15 protein-coding genes are annotated in these 12,194 nt (G+C 42.5%); 9 read left to right on the forward strand and 6 right to left on the reverse strand.

Translation table 11 applies throughout. The annotated features are described in order from the left end of the window. Window positions 1-1,570, reverse strand: a 1,570-nt coding sequence (locus BKN38_RS09395) for a cache domain-containing protein (protein ID WP_070957810.1), incomplete at its 3' end; no start/stop codon positions are given. Between the two features lie 291 nt (window positions 1,571-1,861). On the opposite strand from BKN38_RS09395, the gene BKN38_RS12120 reads away from it, so the two are divergent. Next, window positions 1,862-1,993, forward strand: a complete 132-nt coding sequence (locus BKN38_RS12120) for a hypothetical protein (protein WP_256325589.1) — start codon at window positions 1,862-1,864, stop codon at window positions 1,991-1,993. Between the two features lie 61 nt (window positions 1,994-2,054). After that, window positions 2,055-2,447, forward strand: a complete 393-nt coding sequence (gene rrpB, locus BKN38_RS09400; protein WP_371113562.1) for a MarR family transcription factor RrpB — start codon at window positions 2,055-2,057, stop codon at window positions 2,445-2,447. 325 nt (window positions 2,448-2,772) lie between these two features. Here rrpB and BKN38_RS09405 read toward each other — a convergent pair whose 3' ends face one another. Continuing rightward, complete coding sequence (locus tag BKN38_RS09405) at window positions 2,773-3,252, reverse strand: hypothetical protein (RefSeq protein ID WP_066457684.1); 480 nt, start codon at window positions 3,250-3,252, stop codon at window positions 2,773-2,775. Between BKN38_RS09405 and BKN38_RS11275 the strand changes: the two genes are divergently transcribed. From BKN38_RS11275 to BKN38_RS09435, 7 genes are all read left to right on the forward strand, one after another. After that, the gene (locus BKN38_RS11275) at window positions 3,235-3,390 is read left to right on the forward strand and encodes a hypothetical protein (RefSeq protein WP_156528278.1); all 156 of its coding nucleotides are present in this window, start codon (window positions 3,235-3,237) and stop codon (window positions 3,388-3,390) included. The genes BKN38_RS09405 and BKN38_RS11275 overlap by 18 nt on opposite strands. 224 nt (window positions 3,391-3,614) lie before the next feature. Further along, window positions 3,615-4,853, forward strand: a complete 1,239-nt coding sequence (locus BKN38_RS09410; RefSeq protein ID WP_070957811.1) for a BspA family leucine-rich repeat surface protein — start codon at window positions 3,615-3,617, stop codon at window positions 4,851-4,853. Between the two features lie 87 nt (window positions 4,854-4,940). Beyond that, complete coding sequence (locus BKN38_RS09415; RefSeq protein ID WP_066457678.1) at window positions 4,941-6,893, forward strand: BspA family leucine-rich repeat surface protein; 1,953 nt, start codon at window positions 4,941-4,943, stop codon at window positions 6,891-6,893. 142 nt (window positions 6,894-7,035) lie between these two features. Continuing rightward, entirely contained in the window at window positions 7,036-8,196 is a 1,161-nt protein-coding gene (locus BKN38_RS09420) for a BspA family leucine-rich repeat surface protein (protein WP_066457676.1), read from the forward strand. A gap of 139 nt (window positions 8,197-8,335) precedes the next feature. Next, window positions 8,336-8,689 (forward strand): hypothetical protein, encoded by a 354-nt coding sequence (locus tag BKN38_RS09425; RefSeq protein ID WP_070957812.1) that lies wholly within the window; start codon window positions 8,336-8,338, stop codon window positions 8,687-8,689. A 25-nt stretch (window positions 8,690-8,714) separates the two neighbouring features. Beyond that, a complete protein-coding gene (locus BKN38_RS09430) occupies window positions 8,715-9,743 on the forward strand; it encodes a hypothetical protein (protein WP_066457661.1) in 1,029 nt (342 codons plus the stop codon). 34 nt (window positions 9,744-9,777) lie between these two features. Continuing rightward, entirely contained in the window at window positions 9,778-10,095 is a 318-nt protein-coding gene (locus BKN38_RS09435) for an SEL1-like repeat protein (RefSeq protein ID WP_066457659.1), read from the forward strand. Between the two features lie 145 nt (window positions 10,096-10,240). Here BKN38_RS09435 and BKN38_RS09440 read toward each other — a convergent pair whose 3' ends face one another. From BKN38_RS09440 to rsmG, 4 genes are read right to left on the reverse strand one after another with little or no spacing between them, the layout of a single operon-like run. Continuing rightward, window positions 10,241-10,714 carry a hypothetical protein gene (locus BKN38_RS09440; protein ID WP_066457657.1) on the reverse strand — a complete coding sequence of 158 codons (474 nt, stop codon included), beginning with the start codon at window positions 10,712-10,714 and terminating at the stop codon, window positions 10,241-10,243. A gap of 52 nt (window positions 10,715-10,766) precedes the next feature. Then, on the reverse strand, window positions 10,767-10,904 hold the full coding sequence (locus BKN38_RS11280; RefSeq protein WP_156528275.1) for a hypothetical protein: 138 nt from the start codon (window positions 10,902-10,904) through the stop codon (window positions 10,767-10,769). Window positions 10,905-10,915: 11 nt separating this feature from the next. Beyond that, window positions 10,916-11,239 (reverse strand): PP0621 family protein, encoded by a 324-nt coding sequence (locus BKN38_RS09445; protein WP_066457650.1) that lies wholly within the window; start codon window positions 11,237-11,239, stop codon window positions 10,916-10,918. A 28-nt stretch (window positions 11,240-11,267) separates the two neighbouring features. After that, window positions 11,268-12,035: a 16S rRNA (guanine(527)-N(7))-methyltransferase RsmG gene (gene rsmG / locus BKN38_RS10445; protein WP_082942650.1), complete on the reverse strand. Its 768-nt coding sequence runs from the start codon at window positions 12,033-12,035 to the stop codon at window positions 11,268-11,270. Between the last annotated feature and the right edge of the window lie 159 nt (window positions 12,036-12,194).

Below are 12,194 nucleotides of genomic sequence, written 5' to 3' on the forward strand. Positions count from 1 at the left end.
TTTGATTATTTAGAGAGTTTGCAAAGTCTAGAGAAGTTTTTAGCATTTTTCTTATTTCTTCTCCTAGTGTGTTTGTGACTACTTCTACTCTACCTTGTGCGTTTGCTACTTGGGTGGAGAAGTCAAGTTTGACAAAGCTGTCAAATACGCGATTTAGCTCGTGGAGGTCGTTGCCAATAGCATTTGAAAGCAAGTCCAAAAGCTCATTGACAGATGAGCGCAGTTTGTTTAGCTGCGGGTTTGAGCCCTCAAGCGTGATGCGCTTTGTCGCGTGTCCTTCTTTGGTGTGGTTGATGACTTCCAAAGATTCTGCGACTAGGTCTTCGTCTTTTTTGAGATGCGCGCGGGATTTGTCTATGTTGTCATTTATCATCATCCCTAGCTGTCCTAGCTCATCTTGAGCGCGGATTTTGATGTGATGCACTTCATTGCTTTCATGGTTGATATAGCCAAAAAACGCATTTAGTGCGCGTAAAATGATAGGCAAACGCATAGCAATCGTGCGCTGAACAAACACAAACACCACGCCAAGCACGACCGCCAAAACCACTAGCGACACGATAGCAATCATCGTCTCCAAGCGATATAGCGGCGCTAGCACGCTCTCTTTTGGCGCGGTGGTAAATATCGTCCAGCCCACATCGCCAGCTGTTTTAAACGACACCACCGCAGCATAGCTATCATCGCCATCTGTCGCCACATAGTCATCATACAAGCCTGTAGCGCCCTCTTTGATGCCATTTAGCGCAGTGGCTGCGCGCGCATCTTGGTTTATCTCAAACGCATTTTTGCCAATCGCGTTGGCGTTTGGATGCGATACGATGATGCCATCTTGTGAGACTACCGCTTTTATCTCGCGCTCAAAAGTCACGAGTGCTGGATTTTCGAGATATTTTGTGACGCGATCGAAGTTGAAAGTAAGCCCGATGACGCCGATAAGTTTGCCTTCTTCATCAAATAGCGGAGCTACGATGGATGAGCCCAAAAACGCGTGACCATTGCCATAAGAAGCGTTGAAAGGCTTGCTAAAAGCGTAGAACCTCTTGTCTTTTGGCGCTTTTTCTAGCACGCTTATCACGCCCGGAAAAGATGCGATAGAGTCGTTTGGTGAGAGCCGCTCTAGATTGCCATTGGCGCCAGAATCTTTGTCGTGATAGGAGATGATGAATTTGCCTTGAGGTGTCACGAAATTTTTATTTTCCAAAAAGCTTTTGGGCGGGTCTAGCAGATAGACAAAGCCATAATCCACCCAGTCCGCATTATCAAGCGCGGCGCGGATGGCAGACTCATAAAACTTGGGGCTTAGATTCTGCGCGCCCGCTGTTTGTGCTGTCTGGTCGAGGATGCTCGCTGTGTTTAGCACGATAGAAGACATCTGCGTGAAAATGAGCTCGATATGCCCTGCGTAGCGGTGTGAAGAGTTTATCAAAACCTGCTCTGTTTCATGCTTGATGTTGCTGCTTACATTGTTGATGACGATGTAGCTTAGCGCGAAAATGCCAGCTATCACCACCGCACCGACAAATACCATAATCTTTGTGCCGATTTTTAGCTTATTGTAAAACCCCATAGTTGCCTCCTTTGGGTTGTTTTAAGTTTGGAATTGTCTAGATTCTAGCCTTTAGAGTTGCTTAAATACAAGACATTTTCTAGTCTTTTTGAAAACTTCGAAACATTAATTATATAAAAATTTGTAAAAACATAAACTTAAATGGCGGATTGGATTCTGATGTTTTTGCAGAATAGTTATAAAAATGGGAAAGATTGGGGTGGTTTTTGGTGGTTTTGGGCGATTGTTGGAGTGGTTTTTGGTGGCAGGGCTTTGGTGTGGTTTTGGGCGATTGAGTAATTTTGGGGTGGTTTGGGCGGTTTGAGGGCGGCAGAATCTAAACTAGAATCCAACACTAAAATCCTTTTGGGAATCTATACCCAAAATAATATCAAACATATAAATATGATAAAGTATATTTTTGATAGCATTGCGTGTTTTTAGCAGATTGATTGGCTGTTGTTTATGTTTTCGTGCTAAAATGCTTCGCTTTAGGAGGTGCAAAATGGGTGTGAAAATAGATGTATTTTATTCGCCTTGCCCGGTTGAGACGACGCTAAATTTCATCGGCAACAAGTGGAAATTCCTAATCATCCGCGATTTGCTGCATGGCACGAAGCGCTTTGGCGAGCTCAAAAAAAGTATAAGTGCCACCAAAAATCAAAGCATATCGCAAAATGTGCTAACCCAGAATCTGCGCGAACTAGAGGACGCCAAACTCATCAAGCGCAAAGTCTATCCCGAGGTGCCACCGCGCGTGGAATACAGCCTGACGCCGCTTGGCGAGAGTTTGCAGGGCGTGCTAAGCAGCCTTGAGTTTTGGGGCTCGCAATACCAGACAAACAGCATCGCGAAAGCTAGTGCTAGAGGGCGCGCGAGCGGGGCTAGTGGCTTGTGAAAAGCACCTTGCAAAAAGTCTTGCAAAAAAAAAATCTTGCAAAATAGCCTTGTAAAAAGTCTTGCAAAATAGCGTATGAATCTTTGGCGCGTGGATTCTGGATTCTGTGGCAAATCTAGATTCTAGCCCGCGCAACATACAGCACGCAACATACGACACAAAAAAATCAAAGCAGAATCCAAACAGCGACCAAACAAATCACATATAAATCAAATAAATCTAAACGCGCTCGCACCCAAAGCTAGCAAAATACAAGCTAAAAAACCTTAAAAACCACCGCAAAAACCCACGCAAAAAATATTTTTATTTATTTTCTGCGCTTTTATCACGCATTTTCATCATCTATTATTTCTTTGATAAGCCCTCGTATTTTCTCAAACTGCTCGTGTATCAGCGGATCGCTCGCATGATTTATAAACTCCGCGTTAGAATGCTCTTTGTAGCTTGGCGTAGATTCTGCCACCTCGACTTTTTCCTTGATATGCGCTAGAATCCGACTTGGCACATACGCCCTCACCTCCACATCCGGCGCCAAAAATTCAGCAAACTCATTTTTATACGCATTTAAACAATACATAATATCTTTTTTCTTATAATTATTAAATTCTTGTGCGTAGCTTGGATGGTCAAAACAAAATAATATTTTTGGCGCGCGATAAGAAATCAGCATAAGATGATTGCGCATATCTAGCGGCAGCGCGGATTTTAGCTTCTCTAGGCTTTTGCGCGTGCGCACCTTGCGCGAAAGCAGCGCATAAAACGGGTCAGAAAGAAAGGAGTTTATGATATGTTTCGCTTGTCTCATTTGGTGATTATAGCATATTTGGCGGCGTTTGCGGCGATGATGGGCGGCTGTGGCTTCAAGGCAAACCCCTACTACTCCACGCCAAGCGCCACGAAGGGCTTTGATGACCTATCCGCACTAGAAAGCAAAATGGAATAGCGCAGAATCAAAGTGCAAGGCGCTAGGCAAACATCTGATTCTATCCTCCGGCTTTGTATTGCCTATTTATCCGCTAGCTTTGGCGAGATTTGCAGCAAACCAGCAAAAATAAAACAAAAACTACCCAGAATCCAAACCAGCCAAACACCAACAAATCACCAGAATCTAAAAGCGACTTTTGAAGTATAATGCCAAAGCTAATTTGCGAATACGAAGGAGTCAAAATGAAGCGCGCAACCCAGAATCTAAAAATACCAAATCTCAAAATTCTAAAACTGCTACAAAACGCCAGCGAAGCGCAGAATCTAAAAATGTTTAAAAATCTAGTCCTTGCTTGTCTTTTTGCGCTAATGCTAGATTCTAGCCTGCAAGCCAGCACAAACCCCATCACCGACACATCAAAGCATATTTACCACCCACAAAATCGCGATGAGCTAGTAGAGCTACTACGCGATGAAAACATCAAACTAGACACCATAGACACAAGCAAAATCACCGATATGGGCTTTTTGTTTGCAAATACTTCTGACAAAATATGCAAAACAGCAGCTCAAGGCGTTGAGCCATATACGCAAAATTGCAAAAATACCGCTAGCAAGCGCAAGGATTTTAGCGGGATTGAGACTTGGGATGTGAGTAATGTCACAGATATGATGTTTATGTTTCTTGCGGCATACTCATTTAATCAGCCGCTTGATTCTTGGGATGTCAGCAATGTGAAATATATGAATAATATGTTTAATATAGCAGAATCTTTCAACCAGCCTCTTAACTCTTGGAATGTCAGTAATGTTATAACCATGCATAGCATGTTTGCTAGCACAAAATTCTTTAATCAGCCGCTTGATAAGTGGGATGTAAGTAATGTCAAAGATATGAGTAGTATGTTTTCTGAAGCAAAATCCTTCAATCAGCCGCTAGATTCTTGGAATGTTAGCAAGGTTACAAATATGAGTTATATGTTTCGAAAAGCGCGATTCTTCAACCAGCCGCTTAACTCTTGGAATGTCGGCAATGTCACAAAAATGGGTGGTATGTTTTTTGAGGCAAAAGCTTTCAACCAACCGCTTGATAAATGGAATGTCAGCAAGGTTGTGGATATGAATAGTATGTTTGCTTGGGCAGTATCTTTTAATCAGAATCTAGAATCTTGGGATGTGAGTAATGTAGCAGATATGTCGTCTATGTTTTTTCAAGCGAGTAATTTTAAGCAGCCACTAAATAATTGGAATGTCAGCAATGTCACAAATATGAGCTATATGTTTTCTTTTGCGACATCTTTCAACCAGCCGCTTGATAAGTGGGATGTGAGTAATGTAAAAGATATGGATTATATGTTTTCTTTCGCAATATCTTTTAACCAAAATCTAGATTCTTGGAATGTAGATAAAGATGCAAAGCGAGAAAGAATTTTTGATTATTCGCCACTCAAATTTAACGTGCCTAAGTGGTATCAGAGATAAGGCAAAAGCACTAGAATCCAAAAATCGCCAGAATCTAAAAGCGACTTTTGAAGTATAATGCCAAAGCTAATCATTTAAGGAGTCAAAATGAAGCGCGCAAACCAGAATCCAAAAATACCAAATCTAAAAGTGTTTAAAAACCTAGCCTTTATTTGCATAGCCGCGCTTGGCTTAAATATCTGCCTAGCAGATACAAACCCTGCAAATACAAACCCTTTGACCGACAGACAAGAGCTCGTTTATTGCCAAAAGATCATTTACTACCCACAAAATCGCGATGAGCTAGTGCAGCTACTAAATGACGAGAAAATCGAGATAAATTCCATCAACACCAGAAAAATCACTGATATGAGCTTTTTGTTTGCAGATGTTTCTAGCGATGAGTGCGATAGATTGGCAAAAGACAAAAGTCTTGCGCCATATATACAAAATTGCAAAAATACTGCCAGCAAACGAAAAGGTATTAAATTGATGCGGATTGAGATTTGGGATACTAGCAATGTCAAGGATATGTCATATATGTTTTATAAAGCAAAATCCTTCAATGAGCCCATAGGCTCTTGGAATGTGAGTAATGTGGAGAATATGCGGGGAATGTTTGAATATACAGAATTTTTCAACCAGTCACTTGATAAGTGGAATGTCAGCAATGTTACAAATATGAGTAATATATTTCATGATGCAAAATCCTTTAGGCAAAATCTAGATTCTTGGAAAATAAATAAAGACGCAGGGCTGACAAATATGTTTAGGGGCTCGCCACTAGGATCCAAACCGCCAAAATGGTATAACCCTTCTAAATGGAATGCGATTGTCGATTATGACTACAATGACAAATCAAAACACATTTACCACCCGCAAAACCAAGATGAATTAGTAAAACTGCTAAAAGATGAAAACATCAAACTAGACACGATAGACACGAGCAAAATCACTGATATGAGCTTTTTGTTTTCAAATATTCCTAGCAATATATGCGATGAATTCGCAGATATCAATATGCAAAATTGCAAAAATACTGCTAGCAAGCGCAAGGATTTTAGCGGGATTGAGACTTGGGATGTGAGTAATGTCACAGATATGAGATTGATGTTTATCGCTGTAAAATCCTTCAATGAGCCCATAGGCTCTTGGGATGTTTCTAATGTTACAAATATGGCCGGTATGTTTTATGGAGCAAGCTCTTTTAATCAGCCACTTGATTCTTGGAATGTCAGCAATGTAGAAGATATGACATCTATGTTTAGAGAAGCAAGCTCTTTCAACCAACCACTAGAATCTTGGGATGTCAGCAAAGTAGAATCTATGAGTGCTATGTTTTTCTTGGCAGAATCTTTCAACCAACCGCTTAATAAATGGAATGTAAGCAATGTAGAAGATATGGCTTGGATGTTTTCTGGTGCAAGATCTTTCAACCAGCCACTGGATAATTGGAATGTGAGCAGGGTAAAAGATATGGGGGATATGTTTTCTTTTGCAAAATATTTTAACCAGCCACTAGAATCTTGGGATGTCAGCAATGTAGAATCTATGAATGCTATGTTTCTCTTGGCAAGATCGTTCAACCAACCGCTTGATAAGTGGGATGTGAGCAATGTAAAAAATATGAAGTCGATGTTTCTTGAAGCGCAATCTTTCAATCAGCCGCTAGAATCTTGGGATGTAAGCAATGTAGAAAATATGCAAGGGATGTTTTTGGGTGCAAAATCCTTCAACCAGCCTTTGAATAAATGGAATGTGAGTAATGTGAAAAATATGAAGTCGATGTTTTATGAAGCAAAATCTTTTAACCAGCCGCTAAATAAATGGAATGTAAGAAAAGTAGAAAATATGGAAGAGATGTTTTATAAAGCAGAATCCTTCAACCAGCCGCTTGGCAAATGGAATGTCAGCAATGTGAAAAATATGGAGGCAATGTTTGCTGATGCCAAATCTTTCAAACAAAATCTCAATTCTTGGAAAATAAATAAAGATGCGCGCACAAAAGGTATGTTTCAGGACTCACCGCTAGATTTTAAACCACCAAAGTGGTATAAATAGCGCTAGCGCAAGATGGGGGCGATGATAAAGCGCAGCTGGAATCTAGATTTTGGCAAAGCAAAAAGCGTTAGAATCCAAAAATCGCCAGAATCTAAAAGCGATTTAAAGTATAATGCCAAAGCTAATCTTTTAAGGAGTCAAAATGAAGCACGCAAACCAGAATCTAAAAATACCAAACCCGCTACAAAACACCAGCGCCAAGCAGAATCTAATAAAAAAGCTAAATCTAAAACAGCTGGCCTTTATCAGCATAGTCGCGCTTGGCTTGATGTTTAGTGCTTGTGCTATTAATACAAACCCTTTGACTGACAAATCAAAACACATTTACCACCCACAGACGCGCGATGAGCTCGTAGAGCTACTACGCGATGAAAACATCAAACTCGACACGATAGATACTAGCAAAATCACAGATATGAGCCATTTGTTTAGAAATATCAAGCGCGAGGATTTTAGCGGGATTGAGAGCTGGGATGTTAGCAAAGTGACAGATATGGAATATATGTTTTATGAGGCGCACTCTTTTAACCAGCCGCTAGATTCTTGGGATGTCCGCAATGTCGCAAATATGGCGTTTATGTTTAATGAAGCAAAAGCCTTCAATCAACCGCTAGAATCTTGGAATGTCAGCAATGTCAAAAATATGGATTATATGTTTTTTGATGCAATCTCCTTCAACCAGCCGCTAAATAATTGGAATGTGAGTAATGTAGAAAATACAGATGGGATGTTTTTTAATGCAATCTCTTTCAACCAACCGCTTAATAAATGGGATGTAAGCAAGGTTATATATATGAATAGTATGTTTTATACAGCAATATCTTTCAACCAGAATCTAAACGCTTGGAATGTCAGCAATGTCAAAGGCATAGCATTTATGTTTGCCAAAGCAGCATCTTTTAACCAGCCACTAGATTCTTGGGATGTCAGCAAAGTGATAGATATGGAAAGTGTGTTTAATGAAGCAAAATCCTTCAACCAGCCGCTTAATAAATGGAATGTCAGCAATGTCGCTAATATGGAAAGTATGTTTGGCGGCGCGCAATCTTTTAACCAGAATCTAAACGCTTGGAATGTTAGCAATGTCAAAAATATGGAAAATATGTTTGGCGGCGCGCAATCTTTCAACCAGAATCTAAACGCTTGGGATGTCAGCAATGTCAAAAATATGGACTATATGTTTGAAAACGCAGAATCTTTTAACCAAAATCTAGATTCTTGGAAAATAAATAAAGATGCAAAACAAAAAGATATGTTTAGCGGCTCGCCACTAGAATCTAAACCGCCCAAATGGTATAAATAGCAGCATAAAGAGCACTAGCATAGGGCAAAGGCGACAAAGCGACTAAAATCTAAATTTGCGCTGTCAAATCGCGTTTTCACTGCCAGAAACTGCGCTTTATTTTGCTATACTTGCAGCGATAAAACACAAGGACTCCGAGATGAAAAAAGCCATCATAAAAAATACCATAATAAAAAATGCTATATGTTTTCTAGCACTTGCCATCTCGCTACTCTCCGCAGAGCCAGCACCAGAAGCGCAATCCACGCAAAGCGCGCAAGCTACACAAACCACGCCGGCTACACAAACAGCACAAAGCGCACAAGCCACACAAGCATCGCAAGCCACGCAAACTCCACTCACCGCGCAAGATTCTGATATTTTAAGCAGCGATGAGCTAAAGACACTCTCCCAAAACGCGCAAAAAGACATACTAGATTCTAAATTTTTCAAAGAGATTAATAAGCCTCGAGTCATAGCGATTAGCGATTTTTTCAAACCTCACGCATTTTGAGCTAGATACGCAGACACTCGCGCGCTTGCTACTTGCTGATTTGCGCGATAGTGGGAAGTTTAGCCTCACAGGCGCTATCTCTGGCAACGCGCTAAACACCGACCCTTTGATAGATAAAATCCGCCAAACGCGCAACAATGAAGAGTTTAAAGACATCATCCCCAAAAACTCCCTACTAGCCCCAAACTACTCGCTATCTGCGCGCATAAGCGATAGGATAAGCACCGAGCCAAAAGCCGCCAAAGCGGGCAAAAGCCAAGATTCACAGATGGTGCGCGCGGAGCTTACCTTTATCTTTAGCATCACAAACCTTACTACCGGGCTTATCGAGTGGGACTATATCGCGCATATCACCAAAAGCGCGCCACTAGAATCCAGCTACAAATCGCCAATCGAGCGCGCATGTCTGCAACAAGAAAAGCTAAATGGGCTTAGCGTAAAAGCGGCGTGCGAGATGGTGATTATCGAGATTTGGAGTGGTGATTTTAAAAAGATTCCGCCACATAAATTGCAGGATTTTATGCTGTATGTCAATAAGGCTATCGAGCTAGATTCTGCGCTGGGATTGCGCGCGCTTGGGCTAAGTTATGGGCTTGGCACAGGAAGCAAGCAAAATGACAAAAAAGCACTAAACTCATTTACCAAAGCTTGCGCTATGCAAGATGGCGGCAGCTGCTATAATCTAGGGCTGATTTACAAAAACGGGCAAGGCGTGGCGCAGAGCTTTGCCAAAGCGCAAGAGTTTTTGGATAAAAGTTGCAGTCTCGGATACAACGAGGCTTGCAAGGTAGGGCTTGAGATAGCAGGCAGGCTCGATGATGAAAGCCTAGAATCCATGCACCCCAAAATCCGCGCCGCCACAGAAGAGTGCCTAAACAACAAAAGCTATAGAAAAATAATCAACCATAGAGTGTATTTTGGCGAAGAGTATAACCCAAATCACACGCTTACAAACGAGCAGCGCGGCGAGTCTTGCAGCCAGCTTGGATTTCATTATTGGCATGGGGCGGCTAGCCCTGCTCTCGGTCTAAAATTGCTATTGGCATGTGGTTAAAGGAGGCTACACGCCAAAAGACAAAAGCAAGGCGATGAGCGCGTATTTGCGCAGTTGCGATGAGTTTGACCATGCTTATGGCTGCTATCAGTATGCCTTGCATAAAATGCTAGGGCGAGGCACCCCGCGCGATATGCAAGCCTCACTAAAATACGCGCTCAAAGGTTGCGAGCTTGGAGATATGGTTTCTTGCCAGCATGTGGCTTCTTTGTATGAGTTTGGCGGGGAGTTTGGCGCGGTGGGTATCGAGGCGGATTCTCAAAAAGCGCTCAAATACTACAAAATGTCTTGCGATGGTGGCCTGCAAGTATCTTGCGATACTTATGAAAGCCTGCGGCAAAATATACGATAGGCGCTTTTGGCTTAGATTTGGCGCAAAGTTTTGCTTGTTTGAGTTTATTAGTTTGGCTTGAGTTTGCTTGGCCTTATTTGAGTTTATTTGAGTTTGGGCTATTTTGCTTATTTTGGCGCTTGTTTTAGATGCGCCTAAAGGCTTTTTATTGCAGTTTGTTGGCATTGATTACGCCATCGATACCATCTTTTGCAAGATCTGCTATCACGCCTTCAAAGCGGATAAGCCCCAGCTCATCCTCGACAAAAATAGCCAGCACCTTAGAATCCAGCAGATAAGAATCCGCGATATTTTGATACGCCTTATAATCTCTTGATACCAAAAGATACTTTGGCGCGAAATGCGCGCACGCCACAAACTCATAGGCATTATCCACCCTCACGCCAAAGGCGATGCCCTCTTTTTGCGCGTATTTACAAAGCGCAAAATCCACATCATCTTTTGCATCAAACCATATTATATACTCCGCTTTTGGCGCTTCGTCTTGCGTTTTATTTTGCGCTTTGTTGTGCTTGTCGCAAACTGCCTTGTCTTGCAAATGCTGCTTCAAAGAATCCAAATCGCTGACTTTGTGAAACTCGCTTGGGTAAAGGCGCGGATGAAAACCAATAAGAATCATTGCCAAATCCTTTTATGATAATTGAAGTCCTTTTATAATACTGCGCTAGAATCTAGTTTGCGCGATTTTGCGAGGCTTTTTTATGAGGCTTGCCAAAATTTATGAGTTTTACCAAGATTTGCGCGACTCGCGCGACTACTTTTAGCCAAACACTAGAGCGCACAAACCACGCGCAACGCGCAAGCCCCACAAACGCGCGCCCTAGCCCAAACACGATTTGGAGCAGTAGTTTTTGCCTTGATAGTTTATCGCCTCTTTTTTGCTGATGAAAGTCCCGCATGTAGCGCATTCCACCATATCATAGCCCTCTATTTCATGCCTTTGTTCGCGCCTTTGTTCTTGCCTTTGCTCGCGCCCTTGCGCTCTATTCTCGCACGCGCTATCGCGCCCATTTTCGCGCCCATTTTGCCCTATATTTTCGCTATTTTGTGCGCCTGATATACTGCGCCAGATGCCCTTCAGCGCGCGCCTTGTGAGATACACCAGCACACAAACTAGCACCAAAATCACCAGAATCCGAATCATGCTCACTCCTTAAAACCGCAATTATACCCTATAAATACGCATAAATGCGCGCCTTGTGCTGATAAAGCTTTGCGCGCGGTATGTCGCAAGTCTGCGCGCCTTTATACAGCAAATAGCGTGTTTTGCCGCCCTGCGCGATATACTCTGTCAGCGCAAAAAGTCGCGCACTAGGCAGTGCCGCGCGCGAGGTGATGAGATCTATCGCGATTTTTGGCGTGTAGGATTCTGCGCGCTGTTTTATCACGCTGATGTTTGCAAGCCCCAGCTTTTGCGCGACAAATGACAAAAACGCCGCGCGCTTCTGACGCGGCTCGCATAGAATAAAGTGCGATTGCGGGCGCAAGATAGCAAGCGGGATGCCCGGGAATCCAGCCCCGCTACCCACATCAAAGCACGCGCCAAAATCCTCGATAAACCCAAGCGGCAACGCAGAATCTATGATATTTGCGCGGATGGTTTCAAGCGTTTTGGCGCCCGTGAGATTGTGCGTAGCGCTCCACTCTAGCAGGATTTGCGCGTAGGATTCTAGCTTGTGGGCGTAAGATTTGCGAGCAGAATCTAAAGGGGCGGAATCTAAAAGTGCAGAATCCAAAGGCGCAGAATCTCTTTTTTTAGATTCTACAGAATCCACATTTGCCACTTTTGGCGCAGAATCTAGATTTGCCACATTTGCCGCGCTTGGCAATATTTTTGGCAATGCCAAAAGCTCCTCTATGCCATCCGCCCCAAGCCCTATGCTAGCCAAATCGATAGCATTACCTAGTGCTTCATTTGCCGCGCTTTGCACTGATATCATCACACCCTCTCCTAACCATCTATCATTTTCTCGCGGATTCTAGCATAAAAGCGCGATTTTGTCTCCTAGCGCGTTAAAAAAGTATTGAAAAATCACGATATAATCCGCAAGTTTAAACCAAAGGAGCGATTATGAAAAATTTTGGCAAAGTCTATAAAG

Origin of the sequence: Helicobacter sp. CLO-3 (assembly GCF_001854545.1) — a bacterium.
GTDB lineage: Bacteria > Campylobacterota > Campylobacteria > Campylobacterales > Helicobacteraceae > Helicobacter_B.